Origin of the sequence: Azohydromonas caseinilytica, from assembly GCF_012927045.1 — a bacterium.
Lineage (GTDB): Bacteria > Pseudomonadota > Gammaproteobacteria > Burkholderiales > Burkholderiaceae_C > Azohydromonas > Azohydromonas caseinilytica.
The window spans coordinates 71,572-91,631 of the sequence record NZ_JABBFW010000014.1 but is presented as its reverse complement, the minus strand read 5'-3'; the positions used below and the strand labels follow the sequence as shown (position 1 = coordinate 91,631).

Here is a 20,060-nt window from a genome sequence, read left to right as displayed (position 1 = left end):
TGTGCAGCGTCAGGTCGCCGCAGTTGCAGTGCCAACGAAGTTGTAGGCCAGCGACTTCGGCCACGCCACGTAGCCGGCCTCCATGTTGGCGGAGAAGCCCGCTTCCGCCAGCAGCCGGGGTATGTCGCGCGTCAAGTGGCAACCGCCGGCGATCCGGCTCCAGTACGGCTCCAGCCTCCTTTGCCAACGCGCCACGGGCTCATCGGGCGCGAGGCCATGCTCTGCGAACAGCAGCTTGCCGCCCGGCTTCAGCACCCGGCGCATCTCGCGCAGGGCCTTAGACGGGTTGGTGATGGAGCACAGGCTGTAGGTGCAGGTCACGGTATCAAAGGAGCCAGATTCCGCAGGCAACTCCTCGGCGGAAAGCTGCAGCAGTTCCACTGGCAGGCCCAGCTGTTGGCTACGCTTTCGGGCCAGCGGGTGCATCTCTGCTGCCGGGTCCACGCCGACGACCTTCTCTACCTTGCTGCGATCGTAGAAGGTCAGGTTCAGCCCGGTGCCGATCCCGATCTCAAGCACCCGCCCGGCCGCCTGAGGAATTACCTTTCTCCGCTGGCGCGCGATAGGCGCAAGGCCGCAGGCACAGTCCAAAAGACGCGGTAGCAGGTAACGGTCGTACCAATATGGAGAAAGCGGCATGACAAGCACGGGAAGCTGACGCGGAGACAGTACCCTGCCCTGCCATGACGGCCAAGCCCAGCATGCATGCGCCGGGCCCTCTACTGACGGCTTGGACGTGAACCAGCAGCTATTCTTCACAGAAAAAATATTCCTCACTGATCGTCAAGCAAATAACTGGGCAAGAATAGAAGTTTGCCGGCCAATTAACCATAACACCAAGATAGCCGCTTGCGGTCAGACATATATTCGCGATAATCATTCGTCCGCACATTTTATTCCGACGCATATCGAACTGAGGGAAGGCAAACATGAGAATTCGGTGCATTATTGTAGCCGCCTCTGCACTTCTCGCGAATGCTTCAACTGCCTTGGCCCAGAGTGGGAACAAAAACCACTGGAGCATGCAAATTGGTCCAGCACGCATTGATTTTCATGAGTCAGCGGCTCTCGCGGTTGCCGGTGCACCTGTACCCGGCGCGGGAGCAAAACTCCAAAACAACACGACTCTGGCTGCGGAAATCTCGCACCACTTTACGCCCGCTTGGTCTGCCGGGCTAACCGTCGGCGTGCCGGCTCGCACACGAGTTATCGGCACTGGCGCAGCCGAGGCTTTCGGAGAAATGGGAGCAGGCCGCTACGGTCCGATGGCGCTAACAGTGAGATATGCGTTCAACGACTTCGGGCGATGGCATCCCTATATAGGCACAGGCATCACGTATTTCGTGATGCTCAAGGAATACGATTCTTTCATCAAGGATCTAAAAATCGACAACGCCTTTGGCGGCGTTATACAATTCGGCATCCATTACAATATTGATTCCCACTTGGGTCTTTTCATTGACGCAAAAAAGCTGTTCGTCAAAACTTCGGCAACCGGAAACCTGCCTGCTCTCGCCGGCGCGCCACTTAATACAAATGTCAAATTAAATCCTGCGGTGCTTCACGCGGGAATTTTATTTCGTTTTTGACAGCGCAAGCAGCGCCTTGTTGCAGAACATATGCACTGGACTCGCAATAATAGCCTAGCTTTTGGCAGTGGAGATATTGATGGACCTGGATACCTCCAAGTGGAGCCTCAAAGAAATCGTGGAACTCCTGAATCTTTTGGTGCTTGCCTGTATATTGGCCTACTTCATCGTCAGATTTTTAAGCAACCTTCAGGCGGCATGGTCAAAGCGCAAACCCGGTGACGGCCCACTTGATGTATTGAAGATCATTCAAGAAGAGAGAGATCTTTACGCAAGCAAGCCAGAGAAATGATGTTCGGCAGCAAGGCTTGGTATATTGCATCCTATCCATTAACGCTTGTCGTACTGCTACTTTACACTCAAGCAATGGCTTCTGACGCTGTTTTCTATAATTTCCTCAACATATATTTTGTTGCAGGCATTGGGATAACTATTTTCATGCGCTTTAAAGACAACACCCAATGGGAAAAACTGAGCTTCGCAGACAAGGGTTACTTTTACGTCGTGCATGCTTGGTACTGGCCGTGGTCGATATTAAGACATTTTCGCGGCCATAATAATAAGTGAGAAGTCAGTCTTGACAACTAATTTCTTTATGTAGCGTTATTTGCAGTCTGGAATCCGCCGGTCTATGACCATGCGCCACAGAGGCGGAAGGATCGCCAGCCAAGTCAAGCCGAAATAGCCTACCGGCATGGTAGGGGCGCCTGGCAGCATATTGAGATGCTGGTAGGGCACAGTGATGTTCGCGTGATGATGACTGTGCCGAGTGATATTCAACGTGATGGCATTGGTGAGCCATCCGTTGAAGTTCCACGAGTACCGCAGCGAGACAGGACTCTTATTAGTTCTCTGCAAGCCGTAGTGTTCAAAATATTGGATCGTTTCCACGACAAACATTGCCATGAGTGCTTGAAACACAAACACGCTAAGCCCGACCCATCCCCATGTGACAAGGAACGTGGCGCCTATGAGAACGCTTAAAGCGTGCTGCTGAATGACTCGGTTGCTCCATAAAGATAGATGTTTAGTGCTTCTGCGAATTTCCTCAATCCTATAGGCGTTGCCAAAGCTGAAACGCAAATTACGCAAAACAAATTTATAGAGAGATTCCCCCTTGTAAGGCAGAGTACCGGCCTCGGCGATGCCAACCGTTCTGTGGTGGTGAAGATGCTCAACCACAAATTGGCCGTAGCAGCAAATCGCCATAGTGGTTCGACTGAGCCAACGGTCAAACGCATTGCGGCGGTGCAGCAGCTCATGCGCTGCGCACGTCGCAAAAGCACTGCTCAATCCCGTTGCAACGAGCACCCCAATGAGTTCCGCATTATGAACTGACTGAGTTGACACAAGCCAAGTAGCCCAGAACAGGCTTGCAATCCAAGCCGCGACATAAAGGATGGGCACCATGTACAAGTAGCCGTTCCATAAACCATTTCGTCGATCGCGATTGTCAGAGGCAGTTTGGTCATCACCCAATATCAAGTCAAGCAGAGGAACGGCTACGAATATAGCGAACGGAGAAAGCCATGGGATGCCAGCACTGTAGCCGATGGGCCCAAATGCCGGTATAAGCAGCATCAGAGAAAAACCTGCATTCTTCAGCACAAATGCTTTCCGCTCATTGCTTTTCATATCAATCCATTAGTGCTGACTGCACATCACCGTCATTAGGCGCCATATTATTGGCACCATGAATTAAAACGTCAACAAATTCCGTGAGTGACTGAGGCGCATTGGAGTTAGATTTCCTGCTTGGCAGCCGTTGCGGTCGCGGTGGCCAGCTGCATTGCCACGACATGCCTTGCGCTAATTACAGCGCCATTACCAAATAATCCGACAGGCGCGTTGCCTGATCTTGTCGTGTGGTTACCTGCGCCGGCATAGGCTGGGAGCATCGCTGAGCGCAACCCTTCGTCCGCTCTGCGTCTGTATCGCGTTTCCAAGGGGAATACCGGTAGGGTTGCCCTGTGCTCCTTTGGTCAAGTCAATGGCGGATCGCTTCTCGGGTAAACCCTGAGTCCCCTCGCACGACTAACCTTTTGTTAGAACACAAATACTACGTTACACGCTTTTACGACCTTTGACACAACTGCGGACGCCACCTACGTTCCGTCGCATTTCCATGGACGGCCAGCGTCAACCAATTCCCAATTTCGAAATGAGTACTGAAATTTCCAACCTCTGTATTCAGTGCCCGCATTGCGAGCACGAAGCTGAAGACTTTTTCGAAGTGCTTGATCCTGATGTGCTCGATGACATGCGCTGCGAGAACTGTGGCCAACATTTTTCCTTTGCTTTGATGGAATGCCATCGCTGCGCTAACGAGCAGGTATTCACTTGGCCTCATGAGCCCTCTGAAACGGCATTGAACATGCTGACGTGCGAGGCCTGCAAAAGCACTTTCAGGTATTGCGATGAAGCAGAGCAGAATCAAAAGCGTTGGCTTGGCTGACAGGAAACGGCATATCTCCAGCCAAGATGGCCGGTTGAGTTTTGTATTGGCGCGATCACGAACCGGCGTACATGTTCAGCGTTGTGAGAAGGTAGACGAAGGCTCGTATGCGGGAACGGTATCTCTACAGATGCTGTTCACGACGGAGGGCGAGTTTGATCTCTTCTGCCAAGCCGACAAGATTCGGTTCACACAGCCTCTCGTATATCAAGCGTTGATCAGGGAGTTCCATGACCTCCTCTACGCCGACCCGTAATACTCCTCGTTGCTTGAGCGATGTTGTAAACGCGCAGGGCTTCGCAGCACGCGCTATCGACGTGATTCAACACGTTCAAAACGTAGCCGATGACGCAGAGATGGTGGAGCTGCTCAAAGAGGCGAGAGATGCCTTGGGGGCAGAGCAAGCCGTTTTCGCCAGCTTCATTCGCGACGATGATTCGCATGAGAGCTTTGATTTCATAAATGCCGCCCATCCCGCCTGGTGCCTGACGTATGAGCAAAAAGGTTGGTACGCCAAGGACCCGTGGTTGCTGTACGCCATGGTGGGAGCAGAGCCAGTTTGCGACAGTGCCATTCCGCTACGCACCAAGTCACAACGTGAGGCCCGCGCGCTGGCTGCGCAGTTCGGCATGGTTTCGGCCTATATCGTGCCGGCGCCTTCTGCAGGCGGAGTTTCGAGACTGGGCGTGCTGATTCTGGGGTCTAGCGTTCCCGGATATTTTGAAGACGCTGCGACGGCTCGTATTCGTGTCATGGCTCAAGGGCTGGCCATGAGCCTGCACGCATGGTGGCTAAAGAAAGTTCGAGCCAAGATCGTCGCTACGTACCGGCTCACCAACGAGGATTTGCAGCTCATCAGGCTGGAGCGCGAGGGCAAATCGACGAAGGAGATCTCAGTTTTGTTGGAGATTACGCTGGCGAGTGTGGACAGCCGATTCCAGCGGCTGAATGCGAAGTTCAATCAGCCCAATCGTCGGGCCACGGCACTAATCGCCGCTGAGTACGGGCTACTGCAAGAATGAAGCGCGAAGAACTGGTTCATGGCAGCGGCTATCTGCTCATCCTCTTGCCACCAGTGCTGATGGCCTGCAGTACGGTGCAAGGGCTGTTGGTCTTGCCTTTTGTCTGTCTGATCTTTGTCGCGCCGCTACTGCGCTTGGTGCTCGGTGATGCACCGCCCAAGCAACCGGAGTGGAGCGAGCCCGCCGCAATGTTGCTGGAACTGCTGCCCATGACAGCAGCTGTGGTGTTTCTGCTCTCGGTGGGCTACAGCGCCTGGGCCATCGGCCAACAGGAATTGGCAGCCGGGGAATGGGTGCAGTACGGGTTAAGTCTCTGGGCCGTCGCCATCTTTTCGTCCTGTTATGCCCATGAGCTCTTGCACCGGCCGCGCGCGCCGGTGTCCAAAGCCCTCGGTCGGCTAGTCAGTGGTGCCATGGGATACCCGTTGCTGGAGCACGAGCACCGGGAGCATCACATCCAAAGTGGCGATGTGGTCGAGACGGATTGGGCACGCGTAGACGAGTCGTTGTGGAGCTACACCGCTCGGCGGATGAAACGCGTGGCTTTTGACGCATGGGAGGGCGACCAGCAGGCCGCAGCTTTGAAAGGCCATCGGCTGGCCGGTGGGCTGCCGATGGCCGTGGCCGCGATGTTGGTGACTGGGGCCCTGTTCTATGCAGTAGCTGGCCTGCCCGGATTGACGGTGTATTGCGCTGTCGCAGCGGGTGTAGCTTGGACGCTTCAGGCCATGACGTACGTTCAGCATTGGGGTCTCGGGCCTGATGCCGTGCCGGACGCCCAGGAAGGCGACTATGCCTGGGAAGATGGCTGTCGGCTGCAAGCTTGGCTGTCGCTGTGCATCAGCTACCACCAAGCCCACCACCACCAGGCGGCGGTGCCCTACTACCGTCGGGAGATCCTTCCCGGATCGCCTCGACAGCCAGCCGGCTACATCGTGCTGCTGTTCGCAAGCATGGTGCCGCCGCTGTGGCGTTCGCTCATGCTGCCAGCGCTCAAGGCGTGGCAACGGGAGCCGTACCGGCAGGTATCAGCAGGCCGGCGGATTTTTTGTCTAAACCGCTGACGGGGTTTTGATAGTGGCCTGGACTATTAAACCTTTGGGCCTTAGGGAACTCTCCGAAGCAGAGGTGACCTCATGCTAATCACGGTCCAGATAATGGATGAAGCCGGTGAGGTGGTCGCGCAGGCACACACAGAGATAAATCCCACAAACCTGATTCTTGTGCAACGGTCAAGAGAAGCACTCGCGCGGGAAAAGGGCGCTCGCTGGACAATGGGCGCCCTTCCGTTCTTCGGAAAAATGTTCAAGGAAAGTTACGGCGTCGAAGGCAAGGAAGATGATGCCGACAAGGCCATGATCCAGATGGCTGGGTCTGCGTGGCTCTATGACCACGTGTATTGCGGCCTCACGGAGCAGCAATTTATCGACAGCGACTTGGTCTTCAAAATCTATCCAGATGCAGCTGTGGTCTGCACTCGTAATCAGGTTTCTTGATCATCTGGAGCAGCACGCAAATCGCCCAAGTAGCTTCAAGTAAATTTCTCGGCCAGTTCGGTCGCCACTTCAGCCAGTCGCTCAGGCCTCAACGAATCGAGCTCAATCCGGGGCGACTCGTCAGACGCCTTGTAGTTGCGCTTGGTGGACCGCTCGTAGCAGAGGTCGTAGTGGTGCGTCATGACACGAGCGAAAAGTTCGTCCACGCGTCCGGTGTCGGCCATTTCGCGCCAGAGTTTCAGTTCTTCGCCACCTACCAGCGGCTTCAGGGGCTCCAGCAGATTCACCAACATGACGGGATCACTGGCCAAGTGAGGGTAATCCTCTCGCCAGAGCCGCACGCGCTCCTCCATCGGCGCCGTAACGTGGATAGGAACCGTCTGGTGCATGGCCTCGAACAGCGCATCGGGCAGTTGCACGTTGCCGATCTTCTTTGACTCGGCTTCCAACCACACCGGGCGATTCGGATCGAGGCCGCGCATGTACTCCAGCAGCAGCGAGTCGAACCACTTCTGCGTCGGCTGGGACCTGCCGGGCAGTTTCCCAAGCAGCGAGCCGCGGTGCGACGCCAGTTCCTCGAGGTCGATGATCTGTTGGCCAGCGGCAGCCAGCGCGTGCAGCAGCCGCGTCTTGCCACAGCCGGTGCTGCCGCTGAGCACCCGGTACTCGAAGTGCCGGGGCAGCACCTCCAGGCTCTCGCGGACCCAACGCCGGTAGTTCTTCCAGCCACCCTTGATCACATCGACGTTGAAGCCGATGGTCCGCAGGTTGTCCGCCCAGAGCTTGCTGCGCTTTCCGCCCCGGAAACAGTAGACCAGCATGCGGTCACGCCGGTCGAACTTGGCGATCAGCGGCTTGATGTGGTTGGCGATGTTGCGCAGTGAGTACTCGACACCGATCAGGTACGCCGCATGGGTGTCGGTCTTGTGCAGCGTGCCGACTTCTGCGTATTCCTCGTCATTCACGACTGGCAGGTTGACGGCCCCCGGTACATGGTCCTCTTGGTACTCACGAGGCGAGCGAGCGTCGATCACCAGCGCGTACTGGCTCCAGTCTGCGACTTCCAGCTGCAAGGGGTTGGGCAGGGAATCAGCGATAGGACCTGATTCAGTGTTTTGCATACGCTACTATTTGTGAAAATCCGCTGAATTTCGACCGAAATTCATCGGCGGATATCGGGGAAAACGGCCATAGAGTTTGCCTCAAGGGTGGCTTGCGGCCCCAGTCGCTAGAAAGCGTCAAGGTTGCGAGACAGGGGATTTCCCTTGCTGCAAATGCGCCAATAAAACTCAAAGTCGAGTTGAGAGCGCAACAGAGCAAGCCAGTAGTTGAGGCGTGCTGTGAAAGCTACGTTTGGTTCTGAGTGTATTGAGGAACGTTACTCGGCCACCGATCCCCTCACGGGGCAGCCCATGGGTTTTGAGGCTTACGTTCCCATGCACCATCTGATGCAGCGTCTTGCCGACGACTACATGCGCGAAACTCCGGACGGTGTGTTCTACCGGAGTCGCAAAGGCGGCCTGGTGTACGTCCCCTGCGAGATTCCGCCGCTGCAGCCTTCCGACCAAAGGCGCACAGGCATGCCCAAAGGCTGATGCGCCACGATGCCTGGGAAACGGAACCGGCTCAGCGCGCCGGCCTCCGAATGGTCGTGAAATGCCGCTCCAGCCAATCGGCCCACTTCACGGCCTTGAGCATTAGCTCGGCCCGGTATACCCGGTTGAACTGCGGCGTGCGCGAGTGGTAGTTCGCCGCCTTCGTCCAGAGGTCGCCCTGGTCGAGCTTGATGTGCATGCGCAACCGCCAGGCTGCGAGCTGGTACGGGTAGCAGCCCCGGGCGGCAACGTCCTGGGCCGTGATGCCGTAGCGAGCGAGGTCGCGCAGGTAGCCGGTGCTGAACTGCATTGGCCCCACGTCCACCGCGCCGTTGGGATGGCGCACCCATTCGCCCGGCTTGCCGCCCTCCTGCTCGGCCACGGCCAGCATGAGGTTCGCCGGGATCTCGTATTTCACTGCCGCATCGATGGAGCACGCCACGCGCTTCTGGAACTGCGGCGGGAGGTCAGCGACGGCGGGCAGCATCAGTTCCACCACATGCCGCTGCCCCGACCGCCGGCCGCATTCTCGGCAGCGATGCGGGCCTGGTACTCGGCCAGCGCGCGGTCGTAGTCCGCAGCCTCCACCCAATACCCTCCGCGCTCGGGCTCGCCCACGTAGCGGGGCAGCGTGCCGCTCTGCTGCCATGTGTCGTAGGCGTTGAAGAAGTAGATGCTGCACTGCCACGGGAACTGATTGCTGATGACGATCCGCGCCACGCCGGTGTACGGATCGACCACCTCGTAGCCCATGGCGTTGAGGGTCTGCAAATCGCAGTACCCCGCGCCGCGCGAAATCGCATAAATCAGCGACTGCATCTGAGGCGTCTGCGAGGACACCGGGCACAAGCTGAGGAAGTCACGCCGGGCGTTCATCGTCTTGCTCAACGTGCGGCGCCTGATGTCGAAGTAGCGCCGCAGCGACGGCATGCATTGCCCGGGACGGATGCTGGAAGACAGGCACAGCGTGGCTTCGCAGGCCAGCCGCGTGTCACCCTCCAGGTAGTGGAACTGGCCCACGTCCGGCTCTTGAGCGAACACGGGACGGATCAGGCAAGCCACCACCGCAGCGACAAGAGCAAGATTCAGCTTCACAGGGTCACCCTTTTTGGGAATCGAACATGCCTTCGTCGTCCACGGTGCCCTGTGCCGGCCAGGCCGGCGGCGCCGGCTCCGCGCCGGCGGTGAAGGCGGCGACTTCAGCCTCGGGGTCAAACACGTTGTCGTCAGCGCCGGGGGAGAGGGAATCGGCACCGAAGATCGAGCTGTCATCGGCCGCGCTGGTGCCCAGGCCGTTAGCGGCGCGGATCGCCTGGGCGACCTTGGCGCCCGGGGTTTCAGCCACGCGCTCAACGAAGGACGCACCCGATTCACGCGCCCGGTCCGCCGCCACGCTCTGCGCGCCGCGCTTGAGCTGCTCGCTCACGGCGGCCATGCGCTGCCCGAAGCTGGGCCTGCCGCCGGCGCCAGCACCGGCGCTGGTGGACTTGCCCGCCGCGCCCGTGCCACCAAATCCACTACCGAAGCCGGCTGCGTTCGCAAAGGGGCTGCCGCTGCCGCCGCCGTTGCTTGGGTTGGGGCTGCCGCCACCGCCAGAGCCGCCGCCGCTGCCGCCGGTCCACCCGAGGCCAGGCATCCCACCGCCGCCAGAGCTGCCGGAAGCACCAGAAGCGCCGCCAGCGCCAGTGCTTCCGCCGCCAGCACCGGCACCGGCACCCCCGCCAGTCGCCTGGAAGGCCGCCTGCAGCGCCTGAAAGCCGCCCATGGCATGCGCAGCCGCCGCGCCCATCAAAGACGCGCCTGCAGCGGCTGCAGCCAACCCCATGCCGGCGCCACCCATCAACGCGCCAGCCCCCACACCACCCAGGCCCGTGCCACCGACAGGGCCGCCAGAGGCCACGCTGGAGAGAAGCGGCGGCACCCTGTTGACCAGCACCAGCAGGATCAGTGATGCAACCAGGACCACGGCCAGGTCCGTGATGCGCGTACTGCCGCCCAGGTCCCTGTAGTAGTCATCCAAGAAGGTTTTGCCGATAGCTACCAGCAGAACCATCGTCATGAGCTCGATGCCGACCTTGAGTGCCGTGCGGTAGTAGCCGATGGCCATGTCGGAGGTCCACCGCCCGCCGCCGAAGCCCAGGTAAATAAGACCGCCGTAGGTCAGCATCCAACTGCCGATCAGCACGAGCAGGATGTTTGTGCCCACCATGACCAGCATCACCAGGATGACGATGCCCACCGCCATGCCGACAAGACTGTCAATCGGCGCCCAGCCCGAGGACTCGGCACAGATTTTGAAGAAGATGGCGAAACCAATGTCCACCACACCCGAGGGCGTCAGTGCGCCGCTGCTAAGGTTGCCAGCCTGACCGGCAAGCTGGCGCAGCCCGTTCAAGATCCGTGGCACGAAATCGGTGGCGTTGACCATGAGCCACAGGAAAAAACCCGTGGTCATGATGAAGCGCACCAACTCGGTAAAAAACTCGCTCAGGTCGGCCCGGCGCAGCAACATGAAGCCGAAGGTGAAAGCCAGCGAGATCGCGGCCAGCGCCCAGAACAGCCAGGTTGCAGCCGTCATGAAAACATCGGCCCATCCAGACGCTGCATCACGGAAGCGGCCCAGCACCCTGTCCAGCACACCGGCACTGGTAATGGCCGCGTGCGCATCGAGCGCGTAGAGGGCCAGCGCCGCCAGCACCAGGAAGGCAATGGGCCGGTGGGAAATGGACAACTTCATCGCGGCTTACCAGTGGCGGGGAGGGCTGGGGCTGAAGGTGCCCGAGCGAAAGCAGCGGGAGGCGAAGTCCTCACGGATGCGCTTGGGCAAAGCCTTGATTGCCTCGGGGCGGCAGTTGGCTTCGTTCACCTCGGGCAGCGCGTCATCGGACGGCGGCGTCTCGGTACGCGGCGAGCACGCTCCGAGGAACGCCGCCGCCGCGATGGCCAGGGCCAGGGCAGGACGGCGCATGGGCATCACCACTCCTTCTTCGGGCTTGGGGTGAAGGTCCCGCGCCGGAACTCGGCGCCGGCCACCGCCTCGCGCGCTTCCCGGTCGGTCAGCGCCTGCTGGCGCGTCACGAGCGCCGTGTTCTGCGAGATCAAGATGCCGCGGATCTGCAGGAGCTGGTGGGATTGCTGCGCGGCCACCTGGGTGGCTGCATCGATGGCTTCGCGCTGCCCTTGCGCGCTTTGCGCGTTGCGCTGCAGTTGCTCCAGGCGCTTGGCGTCAGCCACGAGGGCGTCCTGCTGCTGATCCACGGCGCGGATAGCCGCCTCGTTCGCCCGCTTCTGTGAGCCCAGGAGGGCAGCCTCGCGCTCGTGTTCCTGGTCGCGCTGTGCCTGCGTGCAGCCGTTGCCGTTGAAGCACGGCGAGTCCCTGTAGTCGTGCACATCGTTGAACTGCCGAAGGTAGAAGTTGATGTCGCCCATCTGGCGCTTGTAGAAGGCCAGGGTGTCGATAGCGCCGCGCAGCTGATCCATGACCCGCGTGGCCTGGTCCCAGATGTAGGCGGCCGGCGCAGCAGCGTCCTTGAGCTGCTGCGCGTACTGCTGAAGCTGGGTCCGGTATTCCTCGACCTGCTTCATCGTCTGCTTGATGCCCTCCTGCGCGTTGATCGTGCTCTGGATTTGGGTTATCCCATCGCCAACCGGGATGCCCTGAGCATGGGCGGGGATGACGGTCGCAAAGGCCAGCGCCATCGCAGCGCCAATGCTGGTGAGCTTGCTCATTTCGCTTTCCTCTCAGGGCTGCCCTCGCGCCACTGCATCGGCGGCAACACGGGAACGCTCGGGACCGTGCAGGGCAAGTCGGATTGCTTCCCGCTGCGCGCCAGCAGGAGGTGGTGCTCCATGCACATGCGGTAGACGTCGATTGCCATCTGCACCGTCGTGGCGTACAGAACCACCGTGCGGTTGTAGGCATCGACCGCGGCAGCGCCGGTGAGCTCATGGGGCGCGCTGGGCGCCCCTGCGGCCATTTCCCGGGCGTACTTGGGGACCGGGTAATCGTCCACGGTGTTGACGCCATATGCGTGCGCGCCGGCGGAAGCTGCGAAGAGTGCGGCGGCAACGATAAGGAAAAGGCGTGCTTTCATTGAATGCTCCTGGCGGGCTTGCCTTGGTAGGGACCGGGGAATCGCAGGTCCTTGGCAACGACAACGACGAAGCGGAACCCGGGGCGAATCTCCAGGGTTGGAGAAAGGTTCATGTTCTTGCTGAGCAGCTGGCTGGTGGCCAAGCCGAGTTGCTGCCCCACGGCTTCGCTCATCGCGCCACTGAAGGTCGGCACGCCGTTCGGGGATTGAGTGGTGTGCTGGCTCATGGAGATGCCAGCGGTGATGCCGCTCAGCAGGAACGCCGAGGCGAAGAGGCGCACGTAGTGGTTGTTCACCCGGTCGTGCAGGCCCGCGTAGCCCTCGGGATCGGCCGCAGGCATCCCGCCGATGTCCAAGGTGCTGTCGTCGGGGAACACGAGGCGCTGCAGCCCAACCAGCACCCGTGCCTGTCCGTAGGCCACCTCGCTGCTGTAGGCCCCGACCACCGTAGTGCCCTGCGGAATCAGCAGGTGATCTCCCGTGGCCGTGTCGAAGATGTTGCGCGTCACGATGCCCGTGATCTGGCCGGGCAGTTCGGAGTTGATGCCCTCCAGCAGCGTCACAGGGATCTTGGCCTTGCCGGCGCGCAGCAGGTACGGTGTGTCGGCCACTTCGACCTGGGAATCCAGGCGCCAGCGGTCGCCCCCCTGGCGGTTGTCGAACTGCGCCATGCCGTTGCGCGCCGGCACCGGCTGGGCCGCGCCCGCCCGGGCATCGCCAAGGCCGCCAGCGGCCCCGGGACCGCCTTGGAGGGCCGCCACGCGCGCGCGATAGACGGTCATGGGGTCTTGGCTCTCACCGCCGGCCGATGCAGCGGCCTGTTCGGCCTGACGCATGCGCGCGAGCATTTCCTCGCGCGAGCCCGGTGCGCCGCCCGCGCCGGCTGCCGCGCCCGTGCTCGGCTGCTGGCCCTTGATCGCCAGCGGCATGTTGGTGTTGGCGCGTACGGCTTCCATGAACTGCTGCGCCTTGATCTGCGCCAGTTGCTGGGCCTGCTGATCGACCGGGGGCTGCTGCTGGCCCGTGCCCGCGCCGGTGTACTGGCCCGCGCCGTTGCCGGCGGCGGTGCTGGTACTGCCCGGGGGTAGGGGCGGCCGGTCCAAGTCCTCGGGGGAAGGGCGCGCCACGGGTACGCCGCTGGCGGCCGAGGCGGGCGCCGCCGCGGGCGGGGGCGCGTCTACCCTCGCCTCGATAATCGAGCGGTTGGAGTCGCCCGCGATGGTGCGTGCCATGGCCAGCGCACTCGTGGTGCGCTTGGTGTTGGGCTCCATCTCCTGGGCGCGCTGCTGCTGCTGGTCAGCACGCTGGTAGGCGACTGTCCCGATGATCCCAACGAAGCCGAGCAGGGCCGAGCCCAGCAGGTACAGCGGCACGTTGTTGACGCGGCGCACGCTGGCTTTGCCAGGCGTGGCATCGGGCGACATGAGGTCCTTGTCGGCCATGCCCTACTCCTTGCGCATCCAGGGTCCGGCGGCAGCCTGGTTGGCGTAGGCGCGCGAGATCGAAGTGCCGCCCACGGTCACCATCACGCGCACGAGGCCGCCGCCGAGCTGGTCGACCACGTAGCGCAGCGGCAGCGCGCCATCGGTGCCCTGCGCCGCCTTGGCGCCCTCCTGCACCGCGTAGCCGCTGGTGCGCAGCCCCTTGAGCAGCGCCGCGCCGAAGGGATCGGTAGTGGGCTGCGCCAGCGCCAGCCGCGTGCGGGCCGGGAGGTAGAGGACCTGGAGCTGACGCAGCGTGTCGGCTGCCAGCCACTGCTGCTCGACGGACTGCGGCAGGAAGTTGCCCTGCGGCACGCCCTTGGGGGTGGAGGCGCAGCCGCCCAGCGCCAGAGACAGCACCAGTGCCGCGGCTCCCTGAATCTTCGTGGCGGCCATCACTTCTTCCCCCCACGGGTGATCTCGACGCGCAGCTGGTTGCGGCCCACCCCGGAGACGAGGACCGCCTTGTCAAAGAGGCCGTCCACGATGTAGCGGCCATTGACGAAGCGTCCGTTGAGGCGGTCCTGCTTGTCGTCGCTGAAAAGGCCGCCTTCCTCGCGCAGCACCACCAGCGACAGCAACTCGCCGTTGGCCATGTCCGGTGGCATCTCGACCACCGTCTTGCTGCCGTTGTTGTAGACGCGCGTGGGGCGCAGATCCTTGGGGCCGTTGTCGAACTTGTAGTCGAAGGACAGCCTATCGAGCGTGTCGCCGCCGGCGCCCGGGATCGTCCGCTCCTGCGTGCGCTGCTGCTGGGCCTGCACCGCGGCGAGCTTGCTGCGGTCATCCTCCGGGTAGGTGAAGGCCACCAGCGGCATGTTGTGCTCAAGGTGCGAGCGCAACACGATGTGGTACGTGCGCCGATCGGTGTAGAGGAACAGCGAGGCGCGCAGGCCCACGTCCATGGGCTTTGCCACCAGGTGCACCGTCAGATCGGGGCCGACCGGAACCACGACCGGATCGACGTTCCAGAGCTTGTTGGTGAGCTTCATGTCCAGAAGCTGCTCACCGGGCTGCAGTGCAATGTCGCAGCCATCGAGCACGGCGCACACGAGGTTGGGCTGCTGCACGCCGAAGGAGAACACGATCACGCCGTTGGGACCGGGCGCGGGCGCCAGGCCCGTGGCCGAGTTCCTGGCCCAGCGCTTGGCGATGGCCAGGGCGTCTTTCTCCTGCTTGGTCAGCGTCGGGTTGGCCGAGTTGAAATATTTGCTGGCCATGGGATCGGCCGCGAAGGACGGGAGAGCCAGCAGCGCAACGGCCGCGGCGAGCAGGTGCCTTTTCATGGGAGGCTCACTTGGTTGCGATCTGGGTCCAGGAGCCGTCCGTCACGAACACCCGGGCCGGGTTGAGGTCCATCTCCTTGGCGGAGGTATCGGCTGTGGGCTCGATGTGGCGCACGGTCAGCATGGCCCGCCACAGCACGGGCTTGCCCACAGGGGCGCCGCTGCGGTCGTGGGTGGTTTCCTCCCAATCGAGCTGCACCGTGTCCTTGCTTTGCCAAACCCCGGTCATGCTCTGCGTGTTGACGACGACCTTCTCGGCACGCTTTGCCGGCGTGTTCTCCTGGAACCAGCCGCTGAACTTGGCCGTTGCAGCGGCGTCGGCGATCAACTTGGAATAGACCCGTTCGATGGCCTTGTTCTGCACCGCGACGTCGGGAGTCACGAGGCGCCAGTCCTCGACAAAGCGCTTCATCTCGGCCATCTGCACGCCCGGGTCGGTGACCGACACGAGGTGCGCCGGCCCCAACGCCTGCACCTCGTTGGCGCGGTTGACGGCGTAGAGGTAGGGCAAATATTTGGAGCTCTTGGCGAGGTCGTACATGCCACCGACGGCGCCCAGGCCAATGAGCATGCCCAGCAGCCCCATGATCTGCCACACGAAGCGGCTGTAGATCGCAGCGCCCACGTGCAGATTCCAGGTCCTGCGGGCGTTGAGGTAGGGGTTCTCGGTGTCGGTGTCGGGCCTGTTGATGAACAGGTACTTGATGCGGCTGGCGGTCACGCGCGCACGCACGACGGCGTCTTTGAAGCTGCTCATGCGGCCTCCAGGTAGTCGTCCAACTTCAGGTTGCGGCTGGCGAGCCAGTGGTGCACCCACTGCTCACCGTGCTGCACCTCCAGGCGCTGGATGGTTGCGATGGATTCCTTGTCCGTGGCGCCGACAAAGGACAGCGCCAAGGGGCCAAGGTCGAGGGAGAACATCCGGCGGTGCCCCTCGTTGGACATGAAGTAGTAGTCCTGCTTGCCGACCGCGTTCGCCAGGTTGTCGATCTGGCGGTCGTTGAGGCCCATGCGCCGGTAAAGCTCGGTCGCCTCGGGGTCGCGGGCTTCCGGGTTGGGCAGCAGGATCTTGGTGGCCGTGGACTCCAGGATCACGTCGAAGATGCCGGACTTGGACGCATCGCTGACGTTCTGCGTGGCCGGGATGACCGCGCAGTTCAGCTTCGCCAGGGTCTTGAGCCACTTGCGAATCCACTCCTTGAACACTGGGTGCGACAGCATCAGCCACGCCTCGTCGAGGAAGATGACGGTGGGCTTGCCGTCGAGGCTGCGCTCGATGCGCCGGAAGATGTAGAGCAGCGCGGGGACGGCGTACTTCTCGCCCATCTCCATCAGCTCGCCCATCTCAAACGTGTTGAAGCGGCTGAAGTTCAGGCCGTCTGTCTCGGCGTCGAGCAGATGGCCCATGGCACCATCGACCGTGTACTGCTGCAGCGCTTCTCGCAGCACCTCGTCCTGCAGCCCGTTGAAGAACTCGGACATGGTGCGCGACCCGGTGTCGCGCATGCCCACCAGCGTCTCGCCGATGGCGTTGCGCTGCTTGGGCGTGGTGTCCACGCCGTTGAGCAGCAGGATGCGGTCGATCCACCGCATGGCCCAGGCGAGGTCAGAGCGCTTGTCCAGGTGCTGCAGCGGCGCGAATTGCAGCCGGTCGGCGTCCCCGCCGACCACGTAGTGCTGGCCGCGCAGTGCCTTCGTGAGCGGGTAGGCGCTCATGCCCGCTTCGAAGAGGAAGATGCGCATGCCCTTGTAGCGCAGGAGCTGTGCGGCGATCAGGCCCAGCAGCGTGGATTTGCCCTTGCGGGTCGGGCCGAAGATGAACGAGTGCCCCAGATCCTGGACATGCAGGTTGAAGTGGAACGGCGTGCGCCCGTGCGTGACGCACTGCATCAACCTCGGCGAGCCCTTGGGGTACAGTGTGCTCGTCGTGCGCTCGCTGCCGGTCCAACTGCTCGACATGGGAATGAAATCGGCCAGGTTCGCCGTGTGGATCAGCGGCCGGCGCAGGTTCTGCACGGCGTGCGAGGGCAGCGTTCCGAAGAACGCGTCCATGTTGTTCACTTCCTCGATGCGCGCGTTGAAGCCCAGCGCCTCGATGACCTTCTTGATCTGATTGGCCGCGGTGTCGAGCGTGTCGCGGTTCTCGTGCCGCAGCACGACCACGCTGGTGTAGAAGCCGCCCGACACGAGCCCGCTTTCCAGCTCGGCCTTGGCCGCCGAGGCATCGGCCTCCATCATCACGGCGTCCTGGTTGATGCCGCCGAGATGCGTGTTGAACATTTGGTCGAAGATGCTGCGGAACTTCTGCTTCCACTTCTTTCGGAAGTCCTCCATCAGCGCCAGCGCCTGGTGCCGGTCAAGGCAGATGAAGCGGTTGTTCCAGCGGTACTCCACCGGCAACTCGGCCAGCGCCTGCAAGATGCCCGGCGAGCTCTCCAGCGGCAGACCATCGATGGCAACGCACTGGATGTACTTGCGGCCGATCCTGGGCGTCGTGCCGGGCACGAAGTCCTGGCAGCCGATCACCGCGTCCAGGTAAGCCGGGTTCTTCGGCAGCCGGATTGGCTGGTGGATGCCCGTGATGCAGAACTGCAGCCAGGACAGCAGATCGTCCTGGGTGTAGTCCTGGTCGAATTCGTCCTGCAGCTTCTGCCCGCGCAGCCGCGTCATGTTGAGGACGGTCGAGAGACTGTTCTCGATGGACGCGATGTGCTGCTTGTACTGCTCGATGAGCAGGTAGGTGCGAGTGGTGTGGTCAGGCCGCACGGCGTCGTCATCGAACATCAGTTCGGCGAACCTGGCCTGTGCCAGCATGGGTGGCAGCCACGTCAGGCTGATGACGAAGTAGCCTTCGAAAAGCGTGCCCAGCTTGGTGAAGTGGCGCCGCCGTTCCTCATCGATCGCGCGCGACACGGGGTCCGGGAAGTGGGACTCGGCGGGCGCCGTGTAGCCGGGCGCTTCGCGGCGCACGGCATCCTGGCTCACCATCCAGCCGTTGCCCAGTGGCGCCAGCGCCCGCGCAAGATGCATGGACTGCACGTTGCGCTCGTCGTCGCTGGCGCTGGCCATGTCGGGGCAGCGGTACAGCCATGACGCCGTGAACGACCCGTCCTTGCCGACGACGATCCCGTCATCGACCTCGGCCGCGTAGTTCAGCAGATCCACGAGGGCTGCATCCTTGGAGCGGTGCCGCTTCAGCCGCAGTTCAGCGTCGGCCGCACGCAGGCGGCCCACGAGGACAGCGACCGTTGCCAAGCCTGCGGCAGCAGTGGCAATGGCCGTGGTTTCAAAACCGATCATCGGTACTGCTTTCCTTGCGAGCGGGTGTTCTTGCGGAATGGGGTGGACCGGGCGAGGTAGATGCGCTGGCGGTAAAGCCGGCTGCGCATGTAGACCTTGCGCATCAACGGGTCCTTTTTCGCCATCCAGCGCAGACCCCACAGCGCCAGGAACCAGCCCCCGATGCCGTAGATCAGGGCCGGCACGGTCATGACAGCGAAAACCAGGGTGAAGGCGATCACCCCCGAGAACATGGTCATTTCGCGGTCGCCGCCCATGAAGAGGTTGGGCCGGTTCCCGGAACGCCGCACGGGAATCTTGCGCAGCGTCATCGCATCACCCCATGAGCATCTGCAGGGGAGCCATCGCGATCTCGGCGCCACGGCCGAAGGTGCCCGCCAGCCAGTTTTGCGCCGCGATCAGCACCGAAATGATCAGGATGATCAGGACGATGAAACGGAAGAAGCCGTTCAAGTCGGAACCAAAGATCAGCACGCACGCCCCGATCACGATGCCGAGCAGCGACATGACGTAGGCGAACGGACCAGTGACCGACGCGCGGAGCTGGTCGAAAGGGCCTTCCCACGGCATGCCTCCACCGCCACCAGCGGCGGCATGAGCATGTTGCGGAATCAACGCAATGGCACTCAGGAGCAGCAGCGCGACCAGATTGAAAAGCATCCGCTGCGAAACGAATGGGCGAGCTTGGGCCTTGGAGGTCATCAGAAATGCTCCTGTCGGAAGAAAGAGGAAACGGGGGTTAGAGAGGCCTGGTGATGTAGTGGCCGTCCCTGGGGCTGTAGCCGGACACCTCCAGGACTTCCTGGATGCGGCGGCCTTCCGGCGTCTTTTCGATGTGCACGATCAAGCCCACGACCTGCGCAATGAGAGGCTCGACCGGCTTCGGGGACTCGGGGTGCATGCTCACCGCCAGCTTGAGGCGGCTGAGGCAGGCGTGTGCGTTGTTGGCGTGGATGGTGGCGAGGCCGCCCTCGTGCCCGGTGTTCAGCACGATCAGCAGGTCCAGCGCCTCGGCGCCGCGGACTTCACCGACGATCACGCGGTCAGGCCGCGCGCGCAGTACATGCCGGATCAAGTCGCGCATGCTGACGGTGACGGTGGTGTGCCACTGCGCGTGGTTCTTCGCGCGGCACTGGATCTCGCCCGTGTCCTCGATGATGAGCAGGCGCATGTCCGGGAAAATCGTCGCCAGCTCCAGCAGCATCGCGTTGACCAGCGTGGTCTTGCCCGAACCGGTTCCACCCGAGACGAAGATGTTCTTGCGGGCTCGGATCGCCGCCACGATGGCCTGGCGGTGCGCTTCGCTCAACTCGCCCTTGGCAACGTAGTCGTCCAGCGTGAAAACCTCGATCGGGTGCTTGCGCAGCACGAAGGACGCGTGGCGCACCACCGGCGGCAACTGCCCGGCGAAGCGCGCATGCGACAGCGGCCACTCGCACTCCAGGATCGGCTTGTCCTTGGTCACCTCGCGCCGATGGATGCCGGCGACGGTTTCCAGGATGGCCTGCGCCCGCTCGGGCTTCATGGTGCCGATCTGCGCCATGGGCTCACCCAGCCGCTCCAAGAACACCGTTCCGTCCGGGTTGAGCATCAGCTCCAGCGTGCGGGGGTCGTTGAACGCCGCGAGGAGTTCCGGTCCAACGTCGCGCTCCAGCTTCGCCTTCGCGCGATCCTCAACGGTGACGGAAGCCTGATCCATCGGTATATGCCTTCAACAACACCAGCACGGTGTCATATCTACG

At 61.9% G+C, this 20,060-nt stretch carries 25 protein-coding genes; 8 read left to right on the top strand and 17 right to left on the bottom strand.

What is annotated here, in order from left to right:
* Positions 1 to 9: 9 nt before the first annotated feature.
* Entirely contained in the window at positions 10 to 639 is a 630-nt protein-coding gene (locus HHL10_RS18770) for a class I SAM-dependent methyltransferase (protein ID WP_169161927.1), read from the bottom strand.
* A 383-nt stretch (positions 640 to 1,022) separates the two neighbouring features.
* Between HHL10_RS18770 and HHL10_RS18765 the strand changes: the two genes are divergently transcribed.
* The 3 genes from HHL10_RS18765 (at position 1,023) to HHL10_RS18755 (ending at position 2,156) form a co-directional block, all read left to right on the top strand.
* On the top strand, positions 1,023 to 1,589 hold the full coding sequence (locus HHL10_RS18765) for an OmpW/AlkL family protein (protein WP_375138963.1): 567 nt from the start codon (positions 1,023 to 1,025) through the stop codon (positions 1,587 to 1,589).
* 79 nt (positions 1,590 to 1,668) lie between these two features.
* Positions 1,669 to 1,881 carry a hypothetical protein gene (locus tag HHL10_RS18760; protein ID WP_169161925.1) on the top strand — a complete coding sequence of 71 codons (213 nt, stop codon included), beginning with the start codon at positions 1,669 to 1,671 and terminating at the stop codon, positions 1,879 to 1,881.
* Positions 1,881 to 2,156, top strand: coding sequence for a hypothetical protein (locus HHL10_RS18755; protein WP_169161924.1), 276 nt, complete (start codon positions 1,881 to 1,883; stop codon positions 2,154 to 2,156). Before HHL10_RS18760 ends, HHL10_RS18755 begins: the two co-directional genes overlap by 1 nt.
* A gap of 36 nt (positions 2,157 to 2,192) precedes the next feature.
* Here HHL10_RS18755 and HHL10_RS18750 read toward each other — a convergent pair whose 3' ends face one another.
* Positions 2,193 to 3,224: an alkane 1-monooxygenase gene (locus HHL10_RS18750; protein WP_169161923.1), complete on the bottom strand. Its 1,032-nt coding sequence runs from the start codon at positions 3,222 to 3,224 to the stop codon at positions 2,193 to 2,195.
* A 490-nt stretch (positions 3,225 to 3,714) separates the two neighbouring features.
* Between HHL10_RS18750 and HHL10_RS18745 the strand changes: the two genes are divergently transcribed.
* From HHL10_RS18745 to HHL10_RS18730, 4 genes are all read left to right on the top strand, one after another.
* Positions 3,715 to 4,044 (top strand): hypothetical protein, encoded by a 330-nt coding sequence (locus HHL10_RS18745; protein WP_169161922.1) that lies wholly within the window; start codon positions 3,715 to 3,717, stop codon positions 4,042 to 4,044.
* A 230-nt stretch (positions 4,045 to 4,274) separates the two neighbouring features.
* Positions 4,275 to 5,066 carry an autoinducer binding domain-containing protein gene (locus HHL10_RS18740; protein WP_169161921.1) on the top strand — a complete coding sequence of 264 codons (792 nt, stop codon included), beginning with the start codon at positions 4,275 to 4,277 and terminating at the stop codon, positions 5,064 to 5,066.
* Positions 5,063 to 6,130, top strand: a complete 1,068-nt coding sequence (locus HHL10_RS18735; protein ID WP_169161920.1) for a fatty acid desaturase — start codon at positions 5,063 to 5,065, stop codon at positions 6,128 to 6,130. The genes HHL10_RS18740 and HHL10_RS18735 overlap by 4 nt, the downstream gene beginning before the upstream one ends.
* Before the next feature lie 72 nt (positions 6,131 to 6,202).
* Complete coding sequence (locus tag HHL10_RS18730; protein ID WP_169161919.1) at positions 6,203 to 6,562, top strand: hypothetical protein; 360 nt, start codon at positions 6,203 to 6,205, stop codon at positions 6,560 to 6,562.
* Positions 6,563 to 6,597: 35 nt separating this feature from the next.
* On the opposite strand, the gene mnmH is transcribed toward HHL10_RS18730, so the two are convergent.
* Positions 6,598 to 7,635, bottom strand: a complete 1,038-nt coding sequence (mnmH, locus tag HHL10_RS18725) for a tRNA 2-selenouridine(34) synthase MnmH (protein WP_235971623.1) — start codon at positions 7,633 to 7,635, stop codon at positions 6,598 to 6,600.
* A 363-nt stretch (positions 7,636 to 7,998) separates the two neighbouring features.
* Here mnmH and HHL10_RS18720 point away from each other — a divergent pair, with 363 nt between their 5' ends.
* A complete protein-coding gene (locus tag HHL10_RS18720; protein WP_169161917.1) occupies positions 7,999 to 8,157 on the top strand; it encodes a hypothetical protein in 159 nt (52 codons plus the stop codon).
* A gap of 31 nt (positions 8,158 to 8,188) precedes the next feature.
* On the opposite strand, the gene HHL10_RS18715 is transcribed toward HHL10_RS18720, so the two are convergent.
* The 14 genes from HHL10_RS18715 to trbB are packed head-to-tail and all read right to left on the bottom strand — an operon-like array spanning position 8,189 to position 20,017.
* Positions 8,189 to 8,644 carry a lysozyme family protein gene (locus HHL10_RS18715; RefSeq protein WP_235971621.1) on the bottom strand — a complete coding sequence of 152 codons (456 nt, stop codon included), beginning with the start codon at positions 8,642 to 8,644 and terminating at the stop codon, positions 8,189 to 8,191.
* On the bottom strand, positions 8,644 to 9,198 hold the full coding sequence (locus HHL10_RS18710; protein WP_169161835.1) for a TrbM/KikA/MpfK family conjugal transfer protein: 555 nt from the start codon (positions 9,196 to 9,198) through the stop codon (positions 8,644 to 8,646). The genes HHL10_RS18715 and HHL10_RS18710 overlap by 1 nt, the downstream gene beginning before the upstream one ends.
* A 58-nt stretch (positions 9,199 to 9,256) precedes the next feature.
* The gene (gene trbL, locus HHL10_RS18705; RefSeq protein WP_169161916.1) at positions 9,257 to 10,894 is read right to left on the bottom strand and encodes a P-type conjugative transfer protein TrbL; all 1,638 of its coding nucleotides are present in this window, start codon (positions 10,892 to 10,894) and stop codon (positions 9,257 to 9,259) included.
* Positions 10,895 to 10,900: 6 nt separating this feature from the next.
* Complete coding sequence (trbK, locus tag HHL10_RS18700) at positions 10,901 to 11,125, bottom strand: entry exclusion lipoprotein TrbK (RefSeq protein ID WP_169161915.1); 225 nt, start codon at positions 11,123 to 11,125, stop codon at positions 10,901 to 10,903.
* Between the two features lie 5 nt (positions 11,126 to 11,130).
* Positions 11,131 to 11,886: a P-type conjugative transfer protein TrbJ gene (trbJ, locus tag HHL10_RS18695; RefSeq protein WP_169161914.1), complete on the bottom strand. Its 756-nt coding sequence runs from the start codon at positions 11,884 to 11,886 to the stop codon at positions 11,131 to 11,133.
* Positions 11,883 to 12,251 (bottom strand): hypothetical protein, encoded by a 369-nt coding sequence (locus HHL10_RS18690; protein ID WP_169161913.1) that lies wholly within the window; start codon positions 12,249 to 12,251, stop codon positions 11,883 to 11,885. The genes trbJ and HHL10_RS18690 overlap by 4 nt, the downstream gene beginning before the upstream one ends.
* Entirely contained in the window at positions 12,248 to 13,693 is a 1,446-nt protein-coding gene (locus tag HHL10_RS18685; RefSeq protein WP_169161912.1) for a TrbI/VirB10 family protein, read from the bottom strand. The genes HHL10_RS18690 and HHL10_RS18685 overlap by 4 nt, the downstream gene beginning before the upstream one ends.
* A gap of 3 nt (positions 13,694 to 13,696) precedes the next feature.
* Positions 13,697 to 14,128 (bottom strand): conjugal transfer lipoprotein TrbH, encoded by a 432-nt coding sequence (locus HHL10_RS18680; RefSeq protein ID WP_169161911.1) that lies wholly within the window; start codon positions 14,126 to 14,128, stop codon positions 13,697 to 13,699.
* Positions 14,128 to 15,018, bottom strand: coding sequence for a P-type conjugative transfer protein TrbG (gene trbG / locus HHL10_RS18675; protein ID WP_205833114.1), 891 nt, complete (start codon positions 15,016 to 15,018; stop codon positions 14,128 to 14,130). The genes HHL10_RS18680 and trbG overlap by 1 nt, the downstream gene beginning before the upstream one ends.
* A gap of 7 nt (positions 15,019 to 15,025) precedes the next feature.
* Positions 15,026 to 15,775 (bottom strand): VirB8/TrbF family protein, encoded by a 750-nt coding sequence (locus HHL10_RS18670; RefSeq protein ID WP_169161910.1) that lies wholly within the window; start codon positions 15,773 to 15,775, stop codon positions 15,026 to 15,028.
* Positions 15,772 to 18,318 (bottom strand): VirB4 family type IV secretion/conjugal transfer ATPase, encoded by a 2,547-nt coding sequence (locus HHL10_RS18665; RefSeq protein ID WP_169161909.1) that lies wholly within the window; start codon positions 18,316 to 18,318, stop codon positions 15,772 to 15,774. Before HHL10_RS18665 ends, HHL10_RS18670 begins: the two co-directional genes overlap by 4 nt.
* Complete coding sequence (locus tag HHL10_RS18660) at positions 18,315 to 18,629, bottom strand: conjugal transfer protein TrbD (RefSeq protein WP_169161908.1); 315 nt, start codon at positions 18,627 to 18,629, stop codon at positions 18,315 to 18,317. Before HHL10_RS18660 ends, HHL10_RS18665 begins: the two co-directional genes overlap by 4 nt.
* A gap of 4 nt (positions 18,630 to 18,633) precedes the next feature.
* Complete coding sequence (locus HHL10_RS18655) at positions 18,634 to 19,020, bottom strand: TrbC/VirB2 family protein (RefSeq protein ID WP_169161907.1); 387 nt, start codon at positions 19,018 to 19,020, stop codon at positions 18,634 to 18,636.
* 37 nt (positions 19,021 to 19,057) lie between these two features.
* The gene (gene trbB / locus HHL10_RS18650) at positions 19,058 to 20,017 is read right to left on the bottom strand and encodes a P-type conjugative transfer ATPase TrbB (RefSeq protein WP_169161906.1); all 960 of its coding nucleotides are present in this window, start codon (positions 20,015 to 20,017) and stop codon (positions 19,058 to 19,060) included.
* Positions 20,018 to 20,060: the final 43 nt, after the last annotated feature.